35 protein-coding genes are annotated in these 24,075 nt (G+C 66.9%); 15 read left to right on the top strand and 20 right to left on the bottom strand.

Translation table 11 applies throughout. The features are described from left to right. Window positions 1-55: 55 nt before the first annotated feature. The 3 genes from ABZ004_RS08860 to ABZ004_RS08850 all read right to left on the bottom strand — a co-directional run bounded on the left by ABZ004_RS08860 (window position 56) and on the right by ABZ004_RS08850 (window position 1,383). The gene (locus ABZ004_RS08860; RefSeq protein ID WP_355679200.1) at window positions 56-412 is read right to left on the bottom strand and encodes a J domain-containing protein; all 357 of its coding nucleotides are present in this window, start codon (window positions 410-412) and stop codon (window positions 56-58) included. 186 nt (window positions 413-598) lie between these two features. Then, complete coding sequence (locus ABZ004_RS08855; protein WP_355679199.1) at window positions 599-874, bottom strand: hypothetical protein; 276 nt, start codon at window positions 872-874, stop codon at window positions 599-601. A gap of 65 nt (window positions 875-939) precedes the next feature. Next, window positions 940-1,383 (bottom strand): Hsp20/alpha crystallin family protein, encoded by a 444-nt coding sequence (locus ABZ004_RS08850; RefSeq protein WP_355679198.1) that lies wholly within the window; start codon window positions 1,381-1,383, stop codon window positions 940-942. Window positions 1,384-1,561: 178 nt separating this feature from the next. Here ABZ004_RS08850 and ABZ004_RS08845 point away from each other — a divergent pair, with 178 nt between their 5' ends. After that, window positions 1,562-2,068 (top strand): DUF2231 domain-containing protein, encoded by a 507-nt coding sequence (locus ABZ004_RS08845; protein WP_355679197.1) that lies wholly within the window; start codon window positions 1,562-1,564, stop codon window positions 2,066-2,068. Between the two features lie 37 nt (window positions 2,069-2,105). On the opposite strand, the gene ABZ004_RS08840 is transcribed toward ABZ004_RS08845, so the two are convergent. The 4 genes from ABZ004_RS08840 to ABZ004_RS08825 are packed head-to-tail and all read right to left on the bottom strand — an operon-like array spanning window position 2,106 to window position 3,569. Further along, window positions 2,106-2,243 (bottom strand): hypothetical protein, encoded by a 138-nt coding sequence (locus ABZ004_RS08840; protein ID WP_355679196.1) that lies wholly within the window; start codon window positions 2,241-2,243, stop codon window positions 2,106-2,108. Window positions 2,244-2,301: 58 nt separating this feature from the next. Next, window positions 2,302-3,177, bottom strand: a complete 876-nt coding sequence (locus tag ABZ004_RS08835) for a Vms1/Ankzf1 family peptidyl-tRNA hydrolase (RefSeq protein ID WP_355679195.1) — start codon at window positions 3,175-3,177, stop codon at window positions 2,302-2,304. A 60-nt stretch (window positions 3,178-3,237) separates the two neighbouring features. Then, window positions 3,238-3,411 carry a hypothetical protein gene (locus ABZ004_RS08830; RefSeq protein ID WP_355679194.1) on the bottom strand — a complete coding sequence of 58 codons (174 nt, stop codon included), beginning with the start codon at window positions 3,409-3,411 and terminating at the stop codon, window positions 3,238-3,240. Then, a complete protein-coding gene (locus tag ABZ004_RS08825; RefSeq protein WP_355679193.1) occupies window positions 3,408-3,569 on the bottom strand; it encodes a hypothetical protein in 162 nt (53 codons plus the stop codon). Before ABZ004_RS08825 ends, ABZ004_RS08830 begins: the two co-directional genes overlap by 4 nt. A 120-nt stretch (window positions 3,570-3,689) precedes the next feature. Here ABZ004_RS08825 and ABZ004_RS08820 point away from each other — a divergent pair, with 120 nt between their 5' ends. Beyond that, window positions 3,690-3,911 (top strand): DUF6343 family protein, encoded by a 222-nt coding sequence (locus tag ABZ004_RS08820; protein WP_355679192.1) that lies wholly within the window; start codon window positions 3,690-3,692, stop codon window positions 3,909-3,911. A 57-nt stretch (window positions 3,912-3,968) separates the two neighbouring features. Continuing rightward, window positions 3,969-4,349, top strand: coding sequence for a hypothetical protein (locus ABZ004_RS08815; protein ID WP_355679191.1), 381 nt, complete (start codon window positions 3,969-3,971; stop codon window positions 4,347-4,349). A 1-nt stretch (window position 4,350) separates the two neighbouring features. Here the strand turns inward: ABZ004_RS08815 and mmsB are convergent, their stop codons facing one another. From mmsB to chvE, 3 genes are read right to left on the bottom strand one after another with little or no spacing between them, the layout of a single operon-like run. Beyond that, window positions 4,351-5,601: a multiple monosaccharide ABC transporter permease gene (gene mmsB, locus ABZ004_RS08810; RefSeq protein WP_355679190.1), complete on the bottom strand. Its 1,251-nt coding sequence runs from the start codon at window positions 5,599-5,601 to the stop codon at window positions 4,351-4,353. Next, a complete protein-coding gene (gene mmsA, locus ABZ004_RS08805) occupies window positions 5,598-7,136 on the bottom strand; it encodes a multiple monosaccharide ABC transporter ATP-binding protein (protein ID WP_355679189.1) in 1,539 nt (512 codons plus the stop codon). The genes mmsB and mmsA overlap by 4 nt, the downstream gene beginning before the upstream one ends. 27 nt (window positions 7,137-7,163) lie before the next feature. Continuing rightward, window positions 7,164-8,297 carry a multiple monosaccharide ABC transporter substrate-binding protein gene (chvE, locus tag ABZ004_RS08800; RefSeq protein ID WP_355679290.1) on the bottom strand — a complete coding sequence of 378 codons (1,134 nt, stop codon included), beginning with the start codon at window positions 8,295-8,297 and terminating at the stop codon, window positions 7,164-7,166. 279 nt (window positions 8,298-8,576) lie between these two features. On the opposite strand from chvE, the gene ABZ004_RS08795 reads away from it, so the two are divergent. Genes ABZ004_RS08795 through ABZ004_RS08770 form a run of 6 tightly spaced genes read left to right on the top strand, consistent with a single transcriptional unit; the run spans window position 8,577 to window position 12,286 of the window. Then, a complete protein-coding gene (locus ABZ004_RS08795; RefSeq protein ID WP_355679188.1) occupies window positions 8,577-8,810 on the top strand; it encodes a hypothetical protein in 234 nt (77 codons plus the stop codon). 43 nt (window positions 8,811-8,853) lie between these two features. Next, on the top strand, window positions 8,854-9,339 hold the full coding sequence (locus ABZ004_RS08790) for a DUF6328 family protein (protein ID WP_355679187.1): 486 nt from the start codon (window positions 8,854-8,856) through the stop codon (window positions 9,337-9,339). A 42-nt stretch (window positions 9,340-9,381) separates the two neighbouring features. After that, entirely contained in the window at window positions 9,382-10,047 is a 666-nt protein-coding gene (locus ABZ004_RS08785; RefSeq protein WP_355679186.1) for an HAD family hydrolase, read from the top strand. Window positions 10,048-10,088: 41 nt separating this feature from the next. Further along, on the top strand, window positions 10,089-10,574 hold the full coding sequence (locus tag ABZ004_RS08780) for a hypothetical protein (protein WP_355679185.1): 486 nt from the start codon (window positions 10,089-10,091) through the stop codon (window positions 10,572-10,574). 42 nt (window positions 10,575-10,616) lie between these two features. Then, the gene (locus tag ABZ004_RS08775; protein WP_355679184.1) at window positions 10,617-11,102 is read left to right on the top strand and encodes a MarR family transcriptional regulator; all 486 of its coding nucleotides are present in this window, start codon (window positions 10,617-10,619) and stop codon (window positions 11,100-11,102) included. Then, window positions 11,099-12,286, top strand: a complete 1,188-nt coding sequence (locus ABZ004_RS08770) for an MFS transporter (protein ID WP_355679183.1) — start codon at window positions 11,099-11,101, stop codon at window positions 12,284-12,286. Before ABZ004_RS08775 ends, ABZ004_RS08770 begins: the two co-directional genes overlap by 4 nt. A gap of 32 nt (window positions 12,287-12,318) precedes the next feature. On the opposite strand, the gene ABZ004_RS08765 is transcribed toward ABZ004_RS08770, so the two are convergent. Further along, on the bottom strand, window positions 12,319-12,531 hold the full coding sequence (locus tag ABZ004_RS08765; protein WP_355679182.1) for a CDGSH iron-sulfur domain-containing protein: 213 nt from the start codon (window positions 12,529-12,531) through the stop codon (window positions 12,319-12,321). A gap of 72 nt (window positions 12,532-12,603) precedes the next feature. Between ABZ004_RS08765 and ABZ004_RS08760 the strand changes: the two genes are divergently transcribed. From ABZ004_RS08760 to ABZ004_RS08735, 6 genes are all read left to right on the top strand, one after another. Next, on the top strand, window positions 12,604-13,581 hold the full coding sequence (locus tag ABZ004_RS08760; RefSeq protein WP_355679181.1) for an iron-containing redox enzyme family protein: 978 nt from the start codon (window positions 12,604-12,606) through the stop codon (window positions 13,579-13,581). 111 nt (window positions 13,582-13,692) lie between these two features. Beyond that, complete coding sequence (locus ABZ004_RS08755; protein ID WP_355679180.1) at window positions 13,693-14,634, top strand: hypothetical protein; 942 nt, start codon at window positions 13,693-13,695, stop codon at window positions 14,632-14,634. Next, complete coding sequence (locus ABZ004_RS08750) at window positions 14,631-15,614, top strand: polysaccharide deacetylase family protein (RefSeq protein WP_355679179.1); 984 nt, start codon at window positions 14,631-14,633, stop codon at window positions 15,612-15,614. The genes ABZ004_RS08755 and ABZ004_RS08750 overlap by 4 nt, the downstream gene beginning before the upstream one ends. A 4-nt stretch (window positions 15,615-15,618) precedes the next feature. After that, on the top strand, window positions 15,619-15,999 hold the full coding sequence (locus ABZ004_RS08745) for a VOC family protein (RefSeq protein ID WP_355679178.1): 381 nt from the start codon (window positions 15,619-15,621) through the stop codon (window positions 15,997-15,999). A gap of 76 nt (window positions 16,000-16,075) precedes the next feature. Beyond that, window positions 16,076-16,633 carry a hemerythrin domain-containing protein gene (locus ABZ004_RS08740; RefSeq protein WP_355679177.1) on the top strand — a complete coding sequence of 186 codons (558 nt, stop codon included), beginning with the start codon at window positions 16,076-16,078 and terminating at the stop codon, window positions 16,631-16,633. Between the two features lie 22 nt (window positions 16,634-16,655). Continuing rightward, window positions 16,656-16,880: a hypothetical protein gene (locus tag ABZ004_RS08735; RefSeq protein ID WP_355679176.1), complete on the top strand. Its 225-nt coding sequence runs from the start codon at window positions 16,656-16,658 to the stop codon at window positions 16,878-16,880. 41 nt (window positions 16,881-16,921) lie between these two features. On the opposite strand, the gene ABZ004_RS08730 is transcribed toward ABZ004_RS08735, so the two are convergent. The 9 genes from ABZ004_RS08730 to ABZ004_RS08690 form a co-directional block, all read right to left on the bottom strand. Next, window positions 16,922-17,872, bottom strand: coding sequence for a YihY/virulence factor BrkB family protein (locus ABZ004_RS08730; RefSeq protein WP_355679175.1), 951 nt, complete (start codon window positions 17,870-17,872; stop codon window positions 16,922-16,924). After that, on the bottom strand, window positions 17,872-18,504 hold the full coding sequence (locus ABZ004_RS08725; RefSeq protein ID WP_355679174.1) for a DUF3618 domain-containing protein: 633 nt from the start codon (window positions 18,502-18,504) through the stop codon (window positions 17,872-17,874). The genes ABZ004_RS08730 and ABZ004_RS08725 overlap by 1 nt, the downstream gene beginning before the upstream one ends. Further along, on the bottom strand, window positions 18,480-18,905 hold the full coding sequence (locus ABZ004_RS08720; protein WP_355679173.1) for a phage holin family protein: 426 nt from the start codon (window positions 18,903-18,905) through the stop codon (window positions 18,480-18,482). The genes ABZ004_RS08725 and ABZ004_RS08720 overlap by 25 nt, the downstream gene beginning before the upstream one ends. A 1-nt stretch (window position 18,906) precedes the next feature. After that, window positions 18,907-19,653 (bottom strand): hypothetical protein, encoded by a 747-nt coding sequence (locus ABZ004_RS08715; protein WP_355679172.1) that lies wholly within the window; start codon window positions 19,651-19,653, stop codon window positions 18,907-18,909. A 205-nt stretch (window positions 19,654-19,858) separates the two neighbouring features. Further along, the gene (locus ABZ004_RS08710) at window positions 19,859-20,701 is read right to left on the bottom strand and encodes an SDR family oxidoreductase (RefSeq protein WP_355679171.1); all 843 of its coding nucleotides are present in this window, start codon (window positions 20,699-20,701) and stop codon (window positions 19,859-19,861) included. Further along, window positions 20,698-21,153, bottom strand: a complete 456-nt coding sequence (locus ABZ004_RS08705; protein WP_355679170.1) for an SRPBCC family protein — start codon at window positions 21,151-21,153, stop codon at window positions 20,698-20,700. The genes ABZ004_RS08710 and ABZ004_RS08705 overlap by 4 nt, the downstream gene beginning before the upstream one ends. 81 nt (window positions 21,154-21,234) lie before the next feature. Next, the gene (locus ABZ004_RS08700; RefSeq protein WP_355679169.1) at window positions 21,235-22,053 is read right to left on the bottom strand and encodes an endonuclease/exonuclease/phosphatase family protein; all 819 of its coding nucleotides are present in this window, start codon (window positions 22,051-22,053) and stop codon (window positions 21,235-21,237) included. Window positions 22,054-22,072: 19 nt separating this feature from the next. Beyond that, the gene (locus ABZ004_RS08695) at window positions 22,073-22,309 is read right to left on the bottom strand and encodes a hypothetical protein (RefSeq protein ID WP_355679168.1); all 237 of its coding nucleotides are present in this window, start codon (window positions 22,307-22,309) and stop codon (window positions 22,073-22,075) included. Window positions 22,310-22,398: 89 nt separating this feature from the next. Further along, on the bottom strand, window positions 22,399-24,072 hold the full coding sequence (locus ABZ004_RS08690; RefSeq protein ID WP_355679167.1) for an alpha-amylase family protein: 1,674 nt from the start codon (window positions 24,070-24,072) through the stop codon (window positions 22,399-22,401). Window positions 24,073-24,075: the final 3 nt, after the last annotated feature.

Below are 24,075 nucleotides of genomic sequence, written 5' to 3'. Positions count from 1 at the left end.
CTCACCATAAGTTGTGCACCGGCAAGTAGCGAGACCGGCATCGCACGCCCCCTCGTCATCGCGGTGGAGCATCCCGCGGAAACGGTCTCCATCGCACCGGGCCGACCCGGATCGCTGGTTCGGTCCGGGGCTTCGGAGCGGCGACCCACTCGGTCGAGGCCTGAGCTGCGGTGGCTGGTCCGATCCGCAGACGGTCGTAGGCGGCACGGCGTACGGGGTCCCGCAGGGTGGCGTAGGCGGCGAGGATCTCCTGCAGGCGCCGGTCGGCATCGGGGGCGGCCGCGTCCGGCGTACGGGTGTCGGGGTGGTGTCGACGGACCAGACCACGGAAGGCGTGGTCGAGGTCGTCGGCAGAGACGGTGGCACTCACCCCGAGGATCGCGTACGGATCGGGATGTGATGACGCGGTCATGGCTGGCTCCAACTCGACGACGTGGTGATGCGGCGGCCCGCGCGAAGCTGTGTCCTAGGAAGGACGGGCGGCAGAAATGGGGCCGCCGGATCGAGGGGTGACTGGCGGGCGGCCGCATCACCGGTCAGATCATGCGTGGACAGTGGGTGGTACTCACCTCCTTCGAGCAGGGTCAGGGACATCGCATCAGCGCTCCGGAGGTCCGCGTTGACGGCTCTCCGGGCGTCGCCGTGGTGCCGGCGCCAGGGGTAGGCCGCGACCGCGCGGCGAGCGAGCCGACGGCCGATCGGCGTAGGCGCCGGCCGGTGGACAGGGCCGGCGGCGGGGCGGTTCGCAGGGCGACTCCCAGCAGGCGGCGATCAGGGCGTCGAACTCCGCCCGCATCAGATCGTCGTCGGAGAGCACGAGGTCCAGGAAGACCTCGGGCGCGCCGACCGGCTGCTGTGCGCTGGTCGCCCTCATCGATCTCACCTCATCGACAACGAACCCCGTCAGCGGTCCCGCCGCCGACGGTCCGGAATGACTGCTCAGGCGTCGATCTGCTTGCGGTCGCTGTCGGTCTCAGCGATCGCGATCTTGCGCGGCTTGGCCTGCTCGGCGATCGGAATCGTCAGAGTCAGGACACCGGCCTCGTAGGAGGCCTCGATCCGGTCGGCATCCAGGGTGTCACCGAGGAACAGCTGCCGGGAGAACACACCGAGCGGCCGCTCGGCGACCTGCATCTCCACGCCCTCGCCGAGCTCGACCGGGCGCCTTTCGGCCTTCACCGTGAGCACGTTCCGCTCGACGTCCAGGTCGATCGCGTCCGGCGAAACGCCCGGCAGGTCGAACGAGACGACGTACTTGTCGCCGTGCCGGTAGGCATCCATCGGCATCGCGGTCGGCCGCGACCACGTGCCCGGTGCCTGGCTCCCGAAGAACTGCTGGGTCAGCCGGTCGATCTCCCGGAACGGGTCAGTGCGCATCAACATCGTCAGTGCACCTCCTCAAGGTCTCGATCAACGGTGGTGTCAACACGCACTTCTCTTATAACACGTCATCGGAACGATGACAATCATCTTTGTCATCCAATCGCTGACAGTACCTCTAGCGCTGTTTTTCTGGCGGCTACGGCGGGTACCTGGGCGCTGCCGAACCAAGGAGGACACCATGGACACCAACCAGCAGCAGGCGAAGCAACCTAAGAACGTTCTCGCCGGACCGTACGGCCACCCGTTCCATCCGGTGCTGGTGACCGTCCCGATCGGCGCGTGGGTGGCCGCCCTGGTCTTCGACATCGTCTCGCTCGCCTCGAACGAGGAGGAGAGCACCTTTGCCGAAGGTGCCTACTGGCTGATCGGCATCGGCATCGTCGGCGCCGTACTGGCGGCCGTCTTCGGTCTGCTCGATCTGCTGGCCATCCCCCGCGGCACCCGCGCCTTCACCACCGGCCTCACGCACATGACGCTCAACCTGATCGTGGTCGTCCTGTTCGTCGTCAACTTCATCATCCGGGCCGCCCAAGACTATGAAGAAGCGACCGTCCTCGGTTTCGTGCTCACCCTGATCGCCCTGGCCATCCTCGGCGCCTCAGGCTGGCTCGGCGGCAAACTCGCCTACACCTACGGCGTCCGGGTAGCCGACGAAACCACCCAGAACAAAGGTTTCACCCACTGAGGGTCAGCACTTGGGCGCCAACGGCACCGCCGGGACATCAGCCGTTCCAGCGGAGCAGGGCCGCGGCAGGAGCACCGCCCAGGGCTGCGCGAGGCATGACTGCGATATTCGCCCCGGTCCGCGCCGCTGCCGCCACCAGCGCCTGGTCCGCCGGAAGGGGCTGGTCGGTGGGCACCGCCCCTAGATCGAGGCCGGGGTGGTCGCCCGGTACGAGCTGGACGTCGCGTACTCCGTCAGGATCGATCAGCAGCGTGTCGACCTGGCCCTGGACGAAAGCGTCGGCAATGTCTCGTACGCCGGTGGCCACGGCGGTGCCCGAGCCGGTCCTGGAGTTGGTGGTGCAACTCCAGTTTGCGCGCCACGGCGTACTCGAGCAGGGCCTCGCGAATCGCTTGTTGCTGCGCTTCGTCTCCCCCGTCCTCCGCCCGGCTGCCCGTCTCCAGCCGTACGACGGTCGCTTGCGGCTTCTTCAACCGCTCCTCGACCTCAGCCACTGACCGCGGATCACCCGCCAGCAACACCAGCCGTACGCCGGAGGCGATCACCGAGTCCAGTTCCTCGGTGACGGCCTGGGCATTGCGCCGCCACACATTCTCGGTCTCGTGCTGGTACCTCAACGCCGACCAGCCACCGACCGGCACCTTGTGGACGTGCGTCGTCTCGCCGCCCGCCGACGTCTCACTCTCGGGCTCGGGAACATCGGACTGGTAGACAGCGATGTCACCACCCTTGTGGTCCACCAGGGCGAGAACGAAGCGAATGTTCCGCTCCGCCGACCGGATCCATCCCGAGAGCTCAGGCAGCGGTCCCCAGTGCACCGACGGCTGATCGATCCGCTCATGGAAGGTCTCGTCGAAGACCACCCCACCAGCGTTCGCGACCACCGTCCTGGCCACCGGCGCCGGCTCGCCGACCTGCTCGATGAGCCTGCCGGCGACCTGCTGGACCACCGTCTCGCCGGCGCCCTGCTGAGTGAGCTGCTCACAAACAGAACGGACTCGCAGCTCGTGCTCCTGCGCACCTGACTCACTGTCGTGGCTCACGTCCACGGTCGCCGTCGCGAAGGGCCCATCGGCCTCGAACACCGTGTTCAGTCTGCTCGCGTCCATGGTCGCGGAGTACCCACCCGAACGCATCAGAAACGATGCCGTCTCAGGCGCCGCAGATCATCAGCCCGCCGAGCGGTTCTCCGATTCGGTCGGCTGCGGATCCGGTACGCCGTCCAGGTCCGGTGGTTCGTCCGGGTCCGGTACCCCTAGCGGATGCACCGGATCCGGACCCGTCGGTTCGGATTCCTCCGGCGAGCCCAGTGGCTCGATCGGGTTGGGCTCGGCGGTGGTCATTCTCGCGGCAACTGTTCGTCGGGATCCTCGTCCGGATCGGGCTCCGGGACCGGCTGCTCCAGCGGACTGTCATCACCGGGCCGCGTGCTGACGTCGGGTCCATCGGGATCGTTCCCCGGCACCACCGGTGGCACGGGCGGTACAGGCGTGGCGGTCATCGCAATGCCTCCTAACGCGGTAACAGACCGCCTCCGGGTACCCGGCGGTCCGATCGGGCAATCACGATCTCCGCGTTTCCCAGCGGGTACCGGAGGAGATCAACTCCTGAGGGATCAACCGTGACGAATCTCAGCGGCACCTCACCGCCTCCGCGGAGCGCCTTGACGCTGCGATTGGTGCTCGCTGGGTTCGGGTTGATCGTCTGCGCGGGTGCCGCGCTGCTCTTCGCGTACTACGGACTTCCGGCGGCCCTTATCGTGATCGTGGCGCTCGCGGCCCTGGTTGCCGCGGTCGACCTGGTGATCGTCATCCGGCGAAAAGCCCACGGCGAACCCGGCTGACCGCCCGCCATCTTCGACCGCGGGATTGCAGCGACCTTGGTTGGGTACCGCGGAAGAGTGACCGAGAACTACCGCAAGCTCCTCGCCCGGGCCGGCGCCATAGTCGCGCTGCTCCTGTTGCTCGCCCTCGGCTCCGTCGCGACCTCGACCGCGTCATCGGCGGCGTCATCGACCTCGCAGTCGGCTGCTGCCTCGGCAAACCCCGTCGTGGACTCCCCCTCCCCCAGCCTCGGTGCCACGTCGCAGCCGAACCGGCCGATCCCCGGCGACAACGACTCCGACCCCAACGACTGGTCCGGCGCACCGTGGATCATCGCCGCGGTCGTGGTCGTCGCCGTGCTGGTCGGGGTCATCACCTACGTGCTCTTCCGCGGCCACCGTCTCACCTGGCGCAACCAGCGTACGCCGGAGGACTTATCTCACCGCCGCCTCAATTGATTCAGCGGGCGGTGCCGGCCCGGCGCTTGTTGTAGATGTCGAAGGCAACGGCCAGCAGAAGCACCAGGCCCTTGACGACGGACTGCGTCGACTGGTCGATGCCCATCAGCTGCATGCCGTTGCTCATCACGGCCATGATGAGACCGCCGACCATCGCTCCCACGACGGTGCCGACACCACCGGCGACCGCCGCGCCGCCGATGAAGGCCGCCGCGATCGCATCCAGTTCGAACATGTTGCCGGCCGCGGGCTGGGCGCCGTTGGACCGGGACGAGTAGATGACCCCGGCGACACCGGCCAGGAACCCCATGTTGACGAAGATCCAGAAGTTGACCTTGCGGACCTTGACCCCGGACAGCATCGCGGCGGACAGGTTGCCGCCGATCGCGTACACCTGCCGGCCAAGCACGGTGTTCTTCGTCATCAGCCCGTAGACGATGACGAGGACGGCCAGGATGATCAGCACGATCGGGAGCCCGCGAGCGTGCGCGAGTTGCCAACCGAAGTACAGGACGACCGCCGCGACCACCAGCACCCGGGTGACGAACAAGGGGAACGACTCCACCGGCTGCTCGTACCGGATCCGCGCCAGCCGGGTGCGGAACACACTGACCGCGTATCCCGCGATCGCGATCGCGGCGATCAGCAGGGTGAACGCGTCGTACCCCTGACCGCCGATCAGGCCGTTCAGGAAGCCGCTGGCGACCTTCTGGTACTCCGACGGGAACGGCGACAGCGAGACGTTGTCCAGCACCTGCAGGGTCAGCCCGCGGAACAGCAGCATGCCCGCCAGGGTCACGATGAACGCGGGCATCCCGACATAGGCCACCCAGAAACCGTGCCAGGCGCCGACCGCGACACCCACCGCCACGGCCGCCACGACGCCGATCCACCACGGTTGGCCGTGCTGGATCACCAGGACGGCCGAGACTCCTCCGGTCAGCGCGACGATCGAGCCGACCGAGAGATCGATGTGACCGGCGATGATCAGGATCACCATCCCGATCGCCAGTACCAGGATGTAGGAGTACTGCAGCACGATGTTCGTGATGTTGCCCGGGCTGAGCAGGACGCCGTCGGTCAGGAAGGCGAACAGGGCCACGATGACGACGAAGGCGATGTAGATCCCGCTCTGCCGCAGGTTCCGCATGATCAGCGTCCGTGGATCGCTGGTGCCGACGTGCAACGCAGCCGCGGGGGCGCTCTCGGCCACCGTGTCCTCGACCGGTGCGGACGGTTTGATGCTGGTCATCCCGCGAGCTCCTTCTCCCTGGTCATCAGGGCCATCAGACTTTCCTGGGTCGCCTGGCCGACCGGCTGTTCGCCGGTGATCCGGCCGGCCGACAGCGTGTAGATCCGGTCGCACATCCCGAGCAGCTCCGGCAGTTCGGAGGAGATGACGACGACGGCCTTACCGCGGGCCACCAGCCGGTTGATGATCGTGTAGATCTCGAACTTGGCGCCCACGTCGATGCCGCGGGTCGGCTCGTCGAGGATCAGCACGTCCGGATCCGTGAAGAGCCACTTGGACAGTACGACCTTCTGCTGGTTCCCGCCGGACAGTGTGCCGACCACGTCCATCACGGTGCGGGTCTTGATGTTCATCTCCCGGCGGCCGTTCTCGGCGACCTTGATCTCCTCGTTGCCGTTCACCCAGCCGGCCCGGGACAGCTTGCCGAGGGCCGCCGCGGACACGTTGGCCCGGACATCCGCGATCAGGTTCAGCCCGTACCGCTTGCGATCCTCAGTGGCGTAGGCGATCCCCTGGCTGATCGCCTCGGCGACCGTTCGGGCCCGGACCTGCTGTCCGTGCATGTACAGCCGGCCGCTGATGTTGCGTCCGTAGGACCGGCCGAAGATGCTCATCGCCAGCTCGGTCCGCCCGGCACCCATGAGTCCCGCGATGCCGACCACCTCGCCGGCCCGGACGTTGAAGGCGGCGCCGTCCACGACCTTGCGCGCCTGGACCGGGTGCCACACCGTCCAGTCCTCCACCCGGAGCACCTCCGGGCCCGGCTCGGAAGTCCGCTCCGGGTAGAAGCTCGCCAAGTCGCGGCCGACCATGCCGCGGATGATGCGTTCCTGGGTCGCCTCGCCGGAGCGCATGTCCAGCGTCTCGACCGTGCGCCCGTCCCGGATCACCGTCGTGGAGTCGGCGATCGCGGTGATCTCGCTGAGCTTGTGGGAGATCATGATGCAGGTGATCCCCCGGTCCCGCAGCCGGCGCAGCAGCTCGAGCAGATGGGCCGAGTCGACGTCGTTGAGGGCGGCGGTCGGCTCGTCGAGGATGAGCAGCCGGACCTCCTTCGACAACGCCTTGGCGATCTCGACCAGCTGCTGCTTACCCACGCCGAGCTCGATCACCGGCGAGACCGGATTCTCGTCGAGCCCGACGGAGGTGAGCAGCTGCCGCGCCTCGGCATTGGTCCGGTTCCAGTCGATCAGCCCGCCGCGGCCGCGGCGCTCGTTACCGAGAAAGATGTTCTCGGCGATCGACAGGTAGGGAACGAGAGCGAGCTCCTGGTGGATGATGACGACGCCGACGGCCTCGCTGTCCCGGATGCCGGTGAAATGCACCGGCGCACCGTCGAAGACGATCTCCCCGTCGTAGCTGCCGGTCGGGTAGATCCCGGACAGCACCTTCATCAGGGTCGACTTGCCGGCTCCGTTCTCACCGCAGATCGCGTGGATCTCGCCTCGCCGGACGCTCAGCGAGACGTCCTCGAGCGCCTTCACGCCGGGGAAGCTCTTGCCGATCCCGCGCATCTCGAGCAGCACGTCGTTCATCCGCTCTCCTTCCCGATCAGCCGGCCGTCATTTGGCCTGGCCGGCGGCCACCTCGGCGGCCGTGTAGTAGTTCGAGTCGATGAGCGCCGTCTTGATGTCCTCCTTGAAGACGGTCTGGATCGGCAGCAGGTACGCCGGGACGACCTTGACGCCGTTGTTGTAGGTCTTGGAGTCGTTGGCCTCGGGGGTCTTCTTCTGCAGGAACGCCTCGGAGGCGTTGACGGCCTGCTCGGCCAGCAGCCGGGTGTCCTTGAAGATGGTGGAGCTCTGGAGGCCGTCGTTGATCAGCTTCACCGAAGCGATCTCGGCGTCCTGACCGGTGATCGCCGGGATCGGGCCGGCCGTCTTGCCGTAGCCGGCGTTCTGCAGGGCGGTGATGATGCCCCGCGAGATTCCGTCGTACGGCGAGAGCACGCCGGCGACCTTGCTGCCGTCGTTGTAGCTCGAGGTCAGCAGGTTCTCCATCCGCTTCTGCGCGGCCTCCTGCTGCCAGCGCAGGATCGCGACCTGCTCGAGCTTGGTCTGCTTGGACTTGACGACCAGGGAGCCGTTGTCGAAGTACGGCTTCAGGGTGTCCATCGCGCCCTGGAAGAAGAAGTGCGTGTTGTTGTCGTCCAGGGAGCCCGCGAACAGCTCGATGTCGAACGGGCCGGTCTTGGTCCCCTTCGAGCCGTCAGCGTTCTCCAGGCCCAGCCCGCGCAGCAGCGCCTTGCCCTGGGCGACGCCGACCTTGTAGTTGTCGAAGCTGACGTAGAAGTCGACGTTCGCGCTGCCACGGATCAACCGGTCGTACGAGATGACCGGGATCTTCTTGTCGGCCGCGGCCTGCAGCTGGCTGCTCAGCGCGGTGCCGTCGATCGCCGCGATCACCAGCACATCGGCGCCCTGGGTGATCAGCTGGTCGACCTGTTGCGACTGGGTCGGGATGTCGTCGTTCGCGTACTGCAGATCGACCTTGTAACCCTTCGCCTCGAGCTTCTCCTTCACGGCCTTGCCGTCGGCGATCCAGCGCTCCGACGTCTGCGTCGGCATCGAGACGCCGATGGTCAGATCGCCGGGCTTCTGACTGGCGGTGTCGGTGGTCGCACCCGCCCCTGAACCACCACACCCCGCCAGGCCGAGCACCAGCAATGCGCCACTGAGAGTGGCCACGAACTTCATCCTCACGAACTTCTCCCCTTCCGGGACACGTCACTGGTGTAGCAACGAGGCCTGATTGTTAGCGCTCACATGTTTGCCTTCACATCGTGATCGGTCAAGTCATCGGAAAGCCTTGCGGGCGTCACGGTCTCGTAACAACCGCCACCGAAACCTTTCGATCTCCGCCCCGGCGCCGCTACGAAATCGATTCCCCGGGCAGGCGGACGAACGCGTTTCCGGAGCGTGACGGTGGGGCACCGGAGCCGCGACGGTTTCCGGCGAAAGGCGGGAGTGGCGGCGATGTCGATTCTGGAGCGGTTCACAAGGTGGCGGCTGGCGCACAAGCTCAACGAGGCAGATGCGCCGGCTGACACCGGTACGGCGATGACCAGAGCCGAAGGCGGCGAACCGCGAGGCGGATCCCCGACGACCACCGGCACGGGATCGAGCGGCGAGTTCGTCGGCCGCGTCGCCGGTGACGACGCGGAGACCGGCCCGAGCGGCGCCGAAGCCCGTGCGCAGGAGGACGGCTGAGACGACGAACCGACCTCAACCCACTCGAGCTTGTGAGGATGCGATGAGCCGTCCGCCCTACGTCCGTGAGGATGAAGACGCCGGTGAGCGACTGGATCGGCACTGGAGCGAGATCCTGCAGGAGCTTCGGCTCGCTCAGACCGGAACCCAGATCCTCTTCGCGTTCCTGCTGACCATCGCTTACCAGAACCAGTTCCAGGCTGCCGATCAGTTCACGCATGACGTCTACGCCGTCACTCTGATCACGTCAGCACTGGCAGTCGCACTGTTCCTGGCGCCCGTCGCACTCCATCGCATGCTCTACCAGCAGGGCCTTCGACACCGCCTGGTCCCGATCAGCCATCACCTGGTCGGCGCAGGTCTCGTCTTCCTGATGGCCGCCATCACGGGCGGCGTCCTACTCGCCCTCGACGCCGTTCTCTCTCGCCCCGTCGCGTTCACCATCGTCGCCGCAGTACTGCTCTGCTTCCTCATCCTCTGGTACGCGCTCCCGGCGTACGTCCGCGCCACCGCCCGCCGCAGCGACTAACCACTCTGGTTGGCGCATCGGACCGACGGGTACCCGTACGCCGTGACTGAATCGCTCATCGCCGTTCTGGACATCGACGGAACCCTCATCGACTCCAACTACCAGCACGCACTCGCCTGGTACCGAGCACTGCGCTCAGTAGGCGAGACCTATCCGGTCTGGCGGCTGCACCGGCTGATCGGCATGGGCGGCGACCAGGTGGTCACCGCGATCGGCGGGGAGGAACTGGAACGTCGAGCCGGCGACCAGGCCCGTGAAGCGCAGGGCAAGGAGGTCGACGCGCTGCTCGACGAGATGATGCCGTTGCCTGGGGCCCGCGATCTGCTGGTGGCCATCAAGGAGCGCGGTCACCGGCTGGTGCTGGCAAGCTCCGGCCAGGAGCGCCACGTCGACGTCTTCCTGGACAAGCTGAACGCGCGCGACATCGCCGACGCCTGGACCACCAGCGACGACGTCGAGAAGTCCAAACCGGCGCCTGACCTCCTCCAGGTGGCACTGAAGACGGTCGGCGCATCACCCGACGCCTCGAGTGTCGTGGTCGGCGACTCGGTCTGGGACGTCAAGGCGGCGAACAAGGTCGGCATGCCCGCTCTCGTGGTCCGCTCCGGCGGCTTCGGCGACGACGAACTCCGCGAGGCCGGCGCTGTCGCCATCTACGACACCCCCGCTGACCTGACGAAGGCGCTGAACGACACTCCCCTCGCCTAGGCCGCCGATTCCCTCGGCAGGACAGGGGGTACCGGGCGCGCATGGAACCAGCTGATCTCAGACCTGAACTGGAAGTCGAGGGCCCGGATCCGCAGCTGCCGGCGGATCATCAGCGTCCGGAGGGTCTCGACGACGCTTCTGTCGCTGCCCTCGGAACGCTGACCGATGCCTTGGAGACCGCCATCCGAGCCCGCGGACATCTGTACGCCTTCCATCAGCTCACCGGCCGTGCCGACCACCGCCTCGACGACGCCGTCGACCTCCTCCGCGAGGCAGGACACGACGAGCTGGCCGAGCGCATCAGCACCGAGCTGATCGGCCGCAACGTCAACCCCGGCCGATGGTCGTTCAAGATCATCGAGGACTACGACGACAACTACTACGACGTGTTCGTCGCCATGGAGCGCCTGGCCCGAGACCAACTAGCCGACGGCAAACGCCACCTCAGAGAAGCAGAACTGAAACTCCGCCGCATCACCCCCGGCCACCCCGGCCACGAGATCACCCCGACAGACGGCACGTCGTAGCCACCGCTTGCCCCCGGCTCAGCGTCGATATATGAATGACTCATGCATGAGAGCAATCTCTGGGCCGCGTGGACGCTGCGGAGCCACGATGCACTGACGGCGGCTCTGCCGACGGGGCTGGGCCTGCGCGATGCGTCCGCGCTGACCTTGATCGGGAGTCACCCAGGATGTTCGGCCGACTGGTTGTGGGCGCGGATCGGGCTGACCCAGTCGGGCACCGTCCGCTTGGTCGACCGGCTGCAAGGCCTTGGGTACGTCGCTCGGGAGCGGGCGGGTCGATCGCTCAGGCTGACACTTCTCGAAGCCGGTGAGGATGCGCTCAAGAGCTGGAACCAGGCTCGCGAGGAAGCGAGCACCGCAGTACTGAGTGGGCTGGATCGCGCGCAACGAAAGCAGTTGGCGGAGTTGCTGGAGTTAGGACTGCGCAGTACGCAGCGCGTCCGGGTCGAAGCCGATTCGACCTGCCGGCTCTGCGACTGGCAAGCGTGCAAGCGATGCCCCGTCGACCGTTCCGTCACGGAGCCGTGAAAGCTACTGAGGCGCCTAGGCTGACCGCCGCGACGTGGTGGCTCGCGACAGCCTGGACGCTGGCCTCGACGGCCGACAACTTCCTGTTCTTCGTCCTGTTCTGGATCGCTGGACCGCAAGGCTGGACCGGCATCGAGACCGCCGTCCTGGTGATCGCGATGCGCCTCCCCACCCTGGCCGGCGGAATCCTCGGCGGCCGGGCCGTCGACCGGTTCGGGCCCATCCGAATGATGCTCGTCGACGGCGTCGCGCGAACCCTGCTGATGGCCGGCCTCGTCGTCGCAAGCGTCGGCGGAACACTGAACATCTGGATCGTGCTCCTGCTCGGAGCAGCCGCCGGAACGACAGCACCCTTGAGCTATGCGGCCGCGCGAACCCTCGTACCCCGTCTCGTTCCACAGGACCTGCTGGGCAAGGCGAACGCCCTGCTCAGCATCGGCGATCAACTACCGCTGCTACTCGGCGCGATCCTCACCGGACCGGCCCTTGCCCTGCTCGGCACCGGCCCAGCCTTCCTGCTCCCCTGCCTCATGATGGCGGGCGTGACCGCGATCACCGTCCACCTTCGCGACGCTCCGCAGTACGGAAACCGCATCAGCACCCCAGCACCACGACCAGGGACCACCCGCCGCTCGCCGCGCGTCATCGGTCTCGTCGCGCTGTCCGTGGCCTACTACTTCACCTACGGCCCCTACGAAACAGTTCTTCCGTACTACGTACGCGAACAACTCGCCTCCGGCCTCGGCGGCTACACGTTGCTCTGGGCCCTCTTCGGAGCCGCTGCGCTCCTCACCCTGCCCACCGCCGCACCCCTCTCCCGCCACCGCCCCGGACTCGTCAATGCAGCCGGCGCGATCGCCTGGGGCCTGCTCATGCTCCCGTTGGCCTTCACCCACCAGCTAGCCGTCGCCGCGGTCGGTTTCGCCGTCGCCGGCGCGATCTGGGGTCCGTACTCCGCCATCGAAACCACTGCCCTGCAACGCTGGACCGACCCAGCCGACCACGGCCGCATCTTCGGAACCCAACGTGCCCTGCTGGCTCTCGCCTCACCTTTGGGCGCCGCCGTCGGGGCCCTTGCCTCGGACAAGTTCTCGCCGGCGGCGATCCTGGCGGCGTCCGCCCTCGGCTGCGCCCTCGCCGGTCTCGCGGCCTGCATGATCCCCGGTCTCAGACGACCTGCCTGATCGCCGGTCTCAGGCGGCCTCTTGACCAGGGGTCATTCCTGGTGGCGCTTCTTGGTCAGGGCGTGAGTACCGTCACACAGCGGTTTCAAGGCTGAGCGTCCGCAGCGGCACAAGGCGATCGTCGCCCGGCCGGGGTCGATCAACTCGCCGGCCTCGTCGCGCAGCTCGAAGTCGCCGCGCACCAGTAGCGGCCCATCGGCGTACGCCTGGATCACGGCGCAGTCACGGCTTTTCGGCTCTCCCATGACTACCCAGTGCCCAAACTCATGCATCCGGTTTCCAGGCGGGTACCGGCGGTGCGGACAAGGAGAACAACGATGCAACTACCACCTGCACGGGGACCGTTGAGCGGCTGGTTGACCGACCGGCTGCGAGGCGGCGCGGAGCTGGCACCACCGACGATTCCTGGTGAGCAACGAGCGCCATGGGCCGACGACGACCTTCAACTGGCACTGTGGTGCTGCTACGAGCTCAGCTACCGAGGCTTCGAAGCCGTACCGGCCGAATCCGAGTGGGATCCGGAGATCCTCGCGTTCCGTGCGAGCCTCGAGAAGCCTTGGTCGCAGTGGCTCCGCGCGACCTGGTGGCCGGAGGCAACAACCGAGCCGGTGTCGGCCCAGCTGCGCCGGATGGTCGACGCCGATGACGGTCCGTCGCTGGCGGCGTACCTGCGTCGGCATGCCGACCTCGCACAGTTCGCCGAGTTCGTCGCCAACCGATCGGTCTACCAACTCAAGGAAGCCGACCCGCACAGCTTCGGCATCCCCCGGCTCGACGGCGCCGCAAAGGCTGCCCTGGTAGAGATCCAAGCCGACGAATACGGCGGCGGACGACCGGAGCGGATGCACGCGGAACTGTTCCGTACGACGATGCGCTGGCTGGGGCTCGATGACAGCTACGGCTACTACGTCCCCGAAGTACCGGCCGTGACGCTGGCGCTGTCGAACGTGATGTCGCTGTTCGCGCTCCACCGCCAATGGACCGGTGCCCTCGTCGGTCATCTGGCGGCCCTCGAAATGACCTCGACCCTTCCCAACCGCCGGTACGCCGCCGGCGCCACCCGCCTCGGCGCGACCGCGGAGCAGGCGCGCTACTTCACCGAACACGTCGAAGCCGACGCCGTCCACGAACAGATCGCCGCCCACGACCTGTGCGATTCCTACGCCAAGGACCACCCCGAAGCGGTTCCCGACATCCTCTTCGGCGCCGCCTGCTCATTGGGCATCGACAACCTCTTCGCCACCCACCTGCTCAGCGCTTGGAACGCCCTCCCCGATCAACAAGAAGCAAGCTGATCGTCCGGTGCGGCTAGATTACATTTTGCGACTTATCGACTACGATCAGTGGCCGAATGGGTACAGGGACGTTGCCCGGAGAGTTGCAGCTCTTGAGAGCAGGGTTCCTTGATGGCGAAGACCGCGTACTGCCTGCTTGTTCTCTTCGTGGTGATCGGCCTCGCCGGGTGTGCTGATGTGCCGCCCGACCTGCCGGCATCCGACCAGCTCGCCGAACACCCCGCCGTGATCCCGAGACCCAGGCCGACGCAGCAGCCCCTCGCGCAGCTACCGCGAGGTGGCCGGCAGATCTTTCCGGCGTACCAGCTGGTCGCCTTCGTCGGGGCGCCGGGATCGCCGGCCCTCGGACCGCTCGACAGCAACCTCGACGAACGGGCCCGGCGACTCGAGCGCCTCGCCTCGTCGTACCGGACTGGTCGGCGGATCCTTCCCGTACTGGAGCTGATCGTCGTCACGGCGCAGGGTGCACCTGGTCGCGACGGTAAGTACCGGTCGCGGATCGATCCGCGCCAGATCGACAAGTACCTCGCGACCGCACGGAAGTACCGGATGCTGTTGATGCTGGATGTGCAGCCCGGCCGCGCCACCCCGCTCGACGAGGTACGAAGGCTCGAGCCCTGGCTCAAGCAACCCGATGTCGGCCTGGCCGTCGATCCCGAATGGGAGGTCGGGGCAGGGCAGGTCCCGGGCCGGGTCTTCGGCCGAACCACCGGCACCGAACTCAACGGCATCGGCGCCTACTTGTCCGCCCTGGTGACCAGATATCGCCTGCCGGAAAAGCTTTTCGTCTTTCATCAACTGGCCAAACCGATCGTTCGCGACGAAGCCTCGCTGCGGACCCATCCGGGCGTGGCGACGGTGAAGTCCGTCGACGGGATCGGCAACCGCGGCCAGAAGCTCGCCACCTACCGGGGACTGACGAAGACGATCCCGAAGGGCATCCGGCCCGGCTTCAAGCTCTTCTACCAGGAAGACACCCGCCACGGTGCCCTGATGACGCCGGCCCAGGTCCTCGCCGTACGGCCGCAACCGGAGCTGGTGATCTACGAATGACCGGTCTCAGCCGCCGGCGCTTCCTCACCCTGGCAGCAGCATCGACCGTCGTCGCAGGGTGTGCCGACACAGCCGCCGACACAGCACCGGTCGTGACCGGCCAAGGGGGAACAGCACCACACCGTACGCCGGTTCCTCGGCCGGCCGGCCGAGAGCTCGGTGCGATCCCGGTTCTCATGCACCACCGGTTGGTCGCGTCCTCCCCCGGCACCTACGACATGACGCCGGCCTTCTTCCGCGCGGAACTCGCCCGCCTGTACCGCGAGAACTACCACCCGATCCGCGCCATCGACCTCGTCCGCCGCAACTTCACGTCGGTCCCGGCCGGCAAGACTCCCGTCGTCCTCACCTTCGACGACAGCACTCCCGGACAAGTGGCGTTCGATTCCGCGGGACGCGTCGCCCCGGACTGCGCCCTGGGCATCCTGCAGACCTTCCACGCGGCCCACCCCGATTTCCCTGCAGTGGCGACCTTCTACATCAACAGGCGCCCCTTCGGCCTCTCCGGCGCAGACGTCACTCGGGCCCTGGTCCGTCTCAACCAACTGGGTTGCGAGATCGGCAACCACACCTGGAGTCACCCGAACCTCCGCACGTTGACCCGGGCACAGGCCGAAGCCGAGATCGGCAAGCTCGCCGCTCTGGTGAACCGAGCCATCCCCCAGGCCCCGGCGAGAACGCTGGCGCTTCCGCTCGGCGTACACCCTCGTGACCCCGCCGTACTGGCCGGCGGCGCGGCAGACGGTACGGCGTACCGCAACCTCGGTGTGCTCCTCGTCGGCGCCGGTCCCTGCCACTCCCCCTTCCACCGCGACTTCGACCCGATGGCCATCCCCCGCATCCGCTGCAGCTCCCACGACGGCGACCTCGAATTCACCTACTGGCTCGACCACCTCGCCGCCCACCCCAGCCAAAAATTCATTGCCTCAGGCAACCCCAGCCAGGCCCCCAGTTCGTCAACCACTGCATCACGGAGGTAGTCCGATGACAGAGCCGATCCCGCTCGCGGGCATCGTCCTGGACGCACCCGAGCCGCCAGCGCTCGCCGACTTCTATCACCGGCTGCTCGGCTGGAAGATCGTCCAAGCCGACGAGAACTGGGTGTCGCTGGAGGGACCGGCCGGCAGCAGCAAGCTCTCCATCCAGCGCGAACCGCACCACCAGCGGCCGACCTGGCCCAGCAAGACCGACGTGCAGCAGATGCAGATCCACCTCGATTTCGAGGTCACCGATCTCGAGGCCACCCAACAGCGGGCCGTCGACGCCGGCGCGACGCTGATGGACTGGCAGCCGCAGGAGGAAGGTGTGCGGGTGCTCGCCGACCCGGTCGGGCACATCTTCTGCATCTTCATCGCAGGCTGGTGACAAATACGCAGCGTTAAAGACCGATTAGGGCGGGGTACAGGGCGGCTGCGAAGTTCCGAACCGAAAGGATCACCAGATGTCCGGGGACGTTGTCGATCTGATCATGCAGGACCACCGTGAGGTCGAACGGCTGTTCGACGAGCTCAAGGAGGAACCTGAGAAGCGCCCGAATCTACTGCCGGTGCTGACCACTCTGCTGACCGCGCACAGCCGGGCCGAAGAGGCCGAGGTGTACCCGGTCGCAGCGGCGGAGGCGGGCGAGAAGGAAGAGGTCTCGCACAGCCAGCAGGAGCACATCGAGGCCGACCAACTGCTGGCCAAGCTGGCGCAGACCGACCCGACGTCAGCGGATTTCGACAAGGCACTGCAGAACCTCATCGACGCGGTGTCGCATCACGTCGAGGAGGAAGAGACGAAGGTCCTGCCGGGGATGCGCGCCAACCTGTCGGACGAGCGCCGCAGCGAGCTCGGTGAGGCCTTTGCCGCCAGCCGCAAGGAACACCTCGGCGAGCAGCCCGGCGACATGACCAAGGAGCAGTTGGCCCAGCAGGCCAGCAACGCCGATCTGTCCGGAACCGCTGGCCTGTCCAAGGACCAACTCCAGAAGAAGGTTCAGAGCGCAGCCGAGGAGTAACTACCGCGGGAAGGAGAGGGCGATGCCTGGAAAGTCGTCGAACGTCAAGAACGAGAAGCAGTACGAAGCCCTCAAGGACAAGGGAATGTCCAAGGAGCGCGCCGCCAAGATCGCCAACTCACCGAAGGCGAGCGAACACGGCGGCAAGCAGAGCGGCAAGGGCGGCGACAGCAGCCAAGGCGGCACCACCGCCCAGAAGAAGGAAGCCGGCCGCAAGGGCGGCAAGGCAGCCGCCAAGAGCAGCTGACCCAACGAACCGGCCGCTGCACAGCTTGCAGCGGCCGGTTTCTACTGTGGGATCGAGTCGGCCTTGACCGCGTTGCGCTCGCCGAGGGGCCGCGGCTCCCCTCGCGTGGTATCTCGAGCCGTCTGCTGCTCCGCCTCGGCGTTGATCTCGGCTCCCAGCAGTACGGCGTACGCGGTCAGCCAGAGCCACAGCAACAGGACCACCACAGCGGCCAGGCTGCCGTAGGTCTTCGCGTAGTTGCCGAACGTCTCGACGTACACCGAGAAGCCGATCGATGCGAGCAGCCAGATCACCGTCGCGACAACCGCCCCGACAGAGATCCAGCGGAACCGCGGAGCATCGCGATCCGGCCCGAGCCGGTACACGACCGCGAGAGCCACGGTGATCAGAATCACGGCGAGCAACAGACGTGCAGCAGCGAGTGCGACGCGCACTGGCGTGACCACGTCACTCCCGATCGCCGCTCCTGCCGCGAACAGGGCGATCGCGAGAAGAACGAAGACGATCGCGCCGAGCGTCATCCCCAAGGCCAGCAGTTTCCGGCGGACGAAGCCGCGCGTCTCCTCCTCGTCGTACGCGAGGTTCACCGCGGTCAGCAAGTAGCCGACCCCGCCCGAGGCACTCCACAATGCGGCCACCACGGCGACGGCGACACCGATTCCCAGGCTCTGGCGCGGCGCCGACGTCAGAGCGTCGAGCTGCTGAAGCAGCAGATCGCGCCCCGACGCCGGCATCGCCTTGCTCAGATCCTCCACCTGGCGACGGATCTGAGCAGGGTCCGCGACCAGCCCATAGGTCAGTACTGCGGCGACGACGGCCGGAAACAGCGAAAGAAAGGCGAAGAAGGCCACCCCGGCCGCGAGCAGCGGCACCTGATCGGTCTTGGCCTCCCGCCACGCGCGCCGGCTGACCTGCCACCATCCTTTCGCAGGGATCTGGCTGGGCTTGTCGGCATCGACTCCCGGGACCTCCGGCCGTCGCTCGTCGATCATCAGCTCGGTGAGCCGGCCTGGCGAACGTTGCCGGCCGAGTCCTTGGCCCCCTCGGCGACCTGTTGAGCGGCCGAGCGACCCTCGTCGGCAACCTCGGTGGCGGCCTCGGACGCGGACTGTTTGACGTTCTCGACCGCCTGTTGCGCCGGCTCCTGGAGATGTTCCTTCATCTCCTGGGCAACCTGCGCGGCCTGTTCCTTCACCGGACCGGCGGCTTCCATCGCCTTGTCCTTCGCGTCCTGTGCGATCTCACGCTCCTGCGTCGACGCAGGCAGAGCGGAGGAGACGACCCAGCCGGCCGCGAAGGCGATCAAGCCGGCGGCCAACGGCGTACCGCGCGTCTTGGACCGCGCCATCTGCGGCGCCGAACCGACTGCGTCGCCGACCTTGCTGCCCGCCTCCTGCATCGTCGCGACTGCTGATCCGGCCGTATCGGCGACCGATCCACCGGCCGATTCGGCGGTGCCCATCACGTGCTCCTTCAGCCGGTGGACGCCACCGCGGGCACGCTCGACCCGGCGGCCGACGACACGGCTGGGGCTGACCTTCTCGGTCAGGGCGTCGACGTCGCGGCCGACATTGCGCCGGGTGTGCTCGATCCTGCGCTTCAGTTCTTCCGGGTCTTCAGCCATTTCGCGTCCTCCTTGAGTGATTCGACCGTCTGGTCGGGTGTGGGGTTGACCTCCTGGAGCTCCTTGCGGCCCGTCAACCCCAGTACGGCGGCGACAACGGCCCAGATGACCGCGACGATGAGCGCCGACCAGATGAGATCCATCGCCTCGTCCAGCGCCCACATCGCCGTGAGCGAGAGGAACAGCGCGACCATCCAGCCGGCGAAAGCCGCGCCGCCGAGCATCCCTGCGCCCTTGCCTGCCTTCTTCGCCTCTGCACGGAGTTCGGCTTTGGCCAGCGCCAGTTCCTGGCGGGTCAGCTGGCCCAGATCATTGGTCAACTGCGTCACCAGCTCGCCGACCGACTCGTCGACCGAAGGCCGATGCGTGCTGCTGCCGGGCGGTGATCCGTCGACGGTCATCTCACTGCACCTGCCCCGGCCCGAAACGAGGCGTCACCGGAGCGCCCGGATCCGGGTCCGGCGCGACCGGCGTCGGTGTCGGCGGCGGCGGCGCGGTTTCGCCGATCGGCGGAGCGCTCATCGGGGTCGACGTCGGTGGCACCAGGTACTCATCGTCGGCCTGCGCCGGCGTACTGAGACCGTTCGCCGAAGTGCTGAGGCCATTCGCCGACGGATAACTGCTCGAACTGCCGGGCGAACCAGTGTCACCGGCTGCGAGCGCGCGGGTCAGGCGGCCAGCGACGACGCCGGCGGCGGCTGCCAGCAGCAGGAACGTGCCGGGCTTGCGCCGTGCGAAGCCACGCACCTCGTCCAGCAGTTCGCCGGGCTCATGGTGCTGCAGGAAGTCCGCGGCCTGGGTCGTGAAGTCGGCGCCGTGGTTCGCCAACTGGGCGCCTAGTCCGGACCGACCGTGCTCGGCCATCCCCCGCAGCTCGTCGCCTACCGCGCGAAGACTGCCGACGGCCCGCTCCTTCTGCTGGCCGGCTTGGCCGATCAGCTCGTCCCGCGTCTGCGCGGCCAGCCGGCGGGTCTGCTCGCGGGCATCCGAGGTCACGGAGGACGCCTTGTCCTTAACGGATTCCGCCACCTGGTGCGCAGCCTGTGCCGAAGTCTCCTTCAGCTGTCCGGCTTCGTCCCGGGCTGTCGCGGTAACGCCGTCCGCGGGCGGACTGCCAACGTCTGCTTGATTGTTCGTGAAGGACGACATGCAACTACTCCTCTAGGAGATGTGATGGTCGTCGCGAGGCGAGTGCCTGATCAGCAGGTCGGTGCCGTATCTCTCTGCCTCGCAACAGGAATGAGAGTGAAGTGGCACACTTCCGTACCACCACCGAAATCTGATCAGCCGGTACCCGAACCCAAACCGGCGTCAACCGCCCGCGGAGCCGTTCATCAGCTCCGCGGGTTTGTCGTCAGTCGCGTCGTGATGCCGTGGCCGTGACCCGCTGTGCCGCCTTGTCGAACAGGCGATCCGGAATCAGGCGACGGACCTTGGGCAGCATCACCGCTGCAGCGCCGACCGGATAGCGGGTGCGCGGTTTCGGCGCCGTGACCGCGTGTTCTATCGCCGCGGCGACCTTGGCCGAATTCGCGCCGTTCTTGGACGCGCTGCGCAAGGACTCACGGAAGGCGTCGATGCGTTCGGCGTACCGTTCACTGGCCGGCAGCCGGTCCAGGGTCTGCACCGCCTTGGCCCACAACGGCGTCGCGATCGGTCCGGGTTCGACGATCGACACCGAGATCCCCTCCGGCGCCAGCTCCTGACGCCAGGCGTCACCGATGGCTTCGATCGCGTACTTCGAAGCGTGGTAAGCGCCGGCCAGTTGCACTGACACCAGGCCACCCACCGAGCCGACGAACACCACCCGGCCACCTCGGCCACGCCGAAGCAGTGGAAGGACCGACTGGGTCACCGCGACCGAACCGACCACGTTGACGTCCAGCTGATGCCGGAGGCTGTCGATCGGCAGGAGTTCGAGCGGACCCGCGATCCCTTCGCCCGCCACGTTGACGACCGCAGTCAGTGCGTCCCCGGCGAGCTCGGACGCCACCGCCTCGGCCAGACCTTCGACCGAGGCACGATCGGTGACGTCAACGGTGTGCACACTGAGACCGGGAGACGCCTGCCTGGCAAGGATTTCGCCGTCGACCGGGTTGTGCACCGCGGCGAACACCCGGATCCCGGCCCGATCGAGGCGGAGTGCCGTGGCCGCTCCGATCCCGCTGCCCGCACCGGTGATCAGTACTGACGTCATGGCCGTTCGACATCCCCGCGCCAGCCGCCCGTCTCGTGGCCGCGCTTCTCGATGAACTCCTTGAAGTTCTTCAGGTCTCCCTTGACCCGATGGCTGATCAGGCCGGCCTTGTCGCCCACCTGCTCGGCGAGGCCTTCCGGCTCCAGGTCCATCTGGGCCGTCACCCGCGTCGTGGTGTCGTCGATGCGGTGGAAGGTGATCACTCCGGCGTGCCGCGGCTCGGTGTCCGACGTCCAGGCGACCCGCTCTTCGGGGTGCTGCTCGGTGATGGTCGCATCGAACTCGCGGGTGACCCCGGCGATGCTCGTCACCCAGTGCGTGTGGGTTGGGTCGAGCTGCTCGACCTTGTCGACGCCGTCCATGAACTCCGGGAACGACTCGAACTGCGTCCACTGGTTGTAGACCGCGGTGATCGGTGCCTCGACATCGATCGACTCAGTGGTGTTACCCATTTCAGCTTCCTCCCAAGACGTGCACGGGTTGGTCCTCTCGCAGTACCCGTACGCCCGCCCGGCAATCCGAAACCTGTGCGGCTACCTGTCGTGCCAGCGCAGATCGCAGACGACTGACCGATGGTCGGACGGATAGACCCCGTCGACCGGGTCACCGGCGATCGTCGCCGACTCCACGTTCACCAACTGGTTCTCATGGCCGGGTCGGTAGAAGATGTGATCGATCCGCTGGTCGACCAGTTCCGGACCCGCTTCGAGCGGCGCCGATGGATGACTGGACGGCAACGTGATCGCGTCCGGGGCTCCACCGCCGGCTACCCACGCATCGATCAGTACTTCGCGCAGCGGCCGGAGTACGGCGCTGTCGGCAGCCGCGTTCAGGTCGCCGATCACCAGCGAAGGACACGGCCCGTCCGTCGCCGGATCGGTCGCAAGATCGGCCAGCAGACCGGCTTGAGCCAGCCGATCGTCGCTGTAGGTCGTCGCGTGCTCCAGACAGGCGACCAACACCGGCAGAGGTCCCGCGGGATGAGCGACGGTGGCTTTGAGGACGACCGGATCCCAGGCACGATGACGGGACGGCATCGCGATGGCGTCGTACCGCGTGATCGGCCACCGGCTGAGCAGCGCGACCCCCAGTTCGACGCCGGCCTGGTCCGGTCTCTCCGGGGAATCGGGTGCCGACGGGTACGAGGGTGCGGCGAAGACGGCGGACATCCCCAAGGCATCGGCCAGTTCATCGGCCTGCGTCACCGCGTCGGTCCCCCACACCTCCTGGAGACCGACCAGGTCCGGGGTGAACCGGCGGATGGTTTCGAGGATGCCGGGTTGGCGCTCCTGCCACCGGGGGCCGAAGCGCCACCAGATATTCCACGTCATCACCCGGACCTGGTGATCCACCATCAACTCCCCTGAATGCTCAGTTCCACCAGTAGAAGTGGTAGCCGCCGCCGCGGTAGTAGATCTTGCTGACGATGTAGTTCTTGACGAGAACGTAGTCGTACCACTGGGTAACGCACTTGCCATAGTCGTAGCCGCACGCCACCTCGCCCTCGCCTTGCACACCAACGTTCTGCGCACTGGCCACCGTCGTACCGCCGACCGCCACCGCCGCCACCACACCCACGATCGCAACCATCCGCCTGATCGATCTCATGAGTCACTCCGCCCTTCGTACCCTGTTTGCCTTGCGCAACATCGTTACGCCTTGTATCGGCGCCAGTACCCTCCGCAATCAAGTTCCAATCACACGAGATACCGGTCCTCGGGCCGCAGGACGCGCAGCCAGCAAGCGCCGTACGCCGGCAGGTGGTGCTGCACAGTGCCATCCAGGTCGACCGCGATGGTCCGGCCGGTGAGCAGGTCGGCGAGCTGGAGACCGACGCCGGTGCCCTCGACCGGGATGGTGACGTCGACCGGCGTACCGGAGAAGTTGTGGACGGCAATCACCGAGCCATTCTCGTAGTCCGACCGGTGGGCGAAGACGGACGGCGCCCCCAATTTCAGGATGGTGCAGCTGCCCCAGGACAGCTCAGGGGTCTCCCGGTAGCGGCGGATCAGCAGCTGGATCCAGTTCAGCAGCGAGTCCGGGTCGTGACGCTGGTCCGCGACGTTCACCTGCGATGGTGAGAACTCACCGTCCACCATCGGCCTGCACAGCGCGTCGGGATCGGCCGTCGAGAAGCCTCCGTTGACTCCACCGGTCCACTGCATCGGGGTCCGTACGGCGTTTCGCCCTTCCACAGCAAGGTTCTCGCCCATACCGATCTCCTCGCCGTAGAAGAGCACCGGCGTACCGGGTAGGGAGAACAGCAGACTGTAGACCATCTTGATCCGCCTCAGATCGTTGCCGAGCATCGTCGGCAACCGGCGGCGAAGGCCACGGCCGTAGAGCTGCATGTCCTCCTCCGGCCCGAAGGCGGCGAAGACCTCTTGCCTCTCGTCGTCGGTCAGCTTGTCCAGCGTCAGCTCGTCGTGGTTCCGCACGAACATGCCCCACTGGCCCTCCTCCGGCGCAACCGGGCGCTGCTGAAACGCCTCGATCAGCTCGGTCGGATCCTGGCGCGCCAGCGAGAGGAACAGCTTCTGCATGCCGATGAAGTCGAAACACATCGTCAGCTCGTCGCCGTCCTCGTCGCCGAAGAACTGACGCGTCTGGGCGTAGTCCAGGTTGACCTCGCCCAACAGGACAGCTTGACCGTGGCGGCGGCTCAGGAACGCCCGCAGATCACGCAGGTAGTCGTGCGGATCCGGCAGGTCGGCCGCATCCGGAGCGCCCTTCGTATCCAGCAGGAACGGCACCGCGTCAACCCGGAAACCGGACAAGCCGAGCTGCAACCAGAAGCCGATGATCCTGATGATCTCCTCGCGGACCTCCGGATGGGCCACGTCGAGATCAGGCTGCTGCTTGTAGAACTGGTGCAGGTAGTACTGCCCCGCCGCTTCGTCGTACTGCCACAGGCTGTTTTCTTTATCTGGGAAGACCACTCCCTCGTGCTGATCGGCCGGCGGCTCGTCACGCCAGACATACCAGCCCCGGTACTTCGAACTGCGCGACTCGCGTGCGCTCCGGAACCACGGATGCTGATCGGATGTGTGGTTCACGACCAGATCCGCGATCACCCTGATTCCCCGGTCCTGCGCCAGCGTGAGCAGCTCGACCAGATCACCATGTGTGCCGAGCCGGTGGTCGACGCCGTAGAAGTCGGTGATGTCGTAGCCGTCGTCGCGATCCGCCGTCGGATAGAACGGCATCAGCCACAGGCATGTCACCCCGAGCTCGGCCAGATAGTCGATCCGCTGCGACAGGCCCCGGATCTCCCCGCACCCATCACCATCGGTGTCGAAAAAGGTCTCGATGTCCAAGCAGTAGACAACCGCGTTCTTCCACCAGACATCCGCAGTCTCAGTCAGCCTCACGAG

It is taken from the genome of Kribbella sp. NPDC006257 (genome assembly GCF_040613535.1).
Lineage (GTDB): Bacteria > Actinomycetota > Actinomycetes > Propionibacteriales > Kribbellaceae > Kribbella.
Note: the sequence above shows the minus strand (reverse complement) of the source record. Positions and strands in the feature narration are given on the sequence as shown.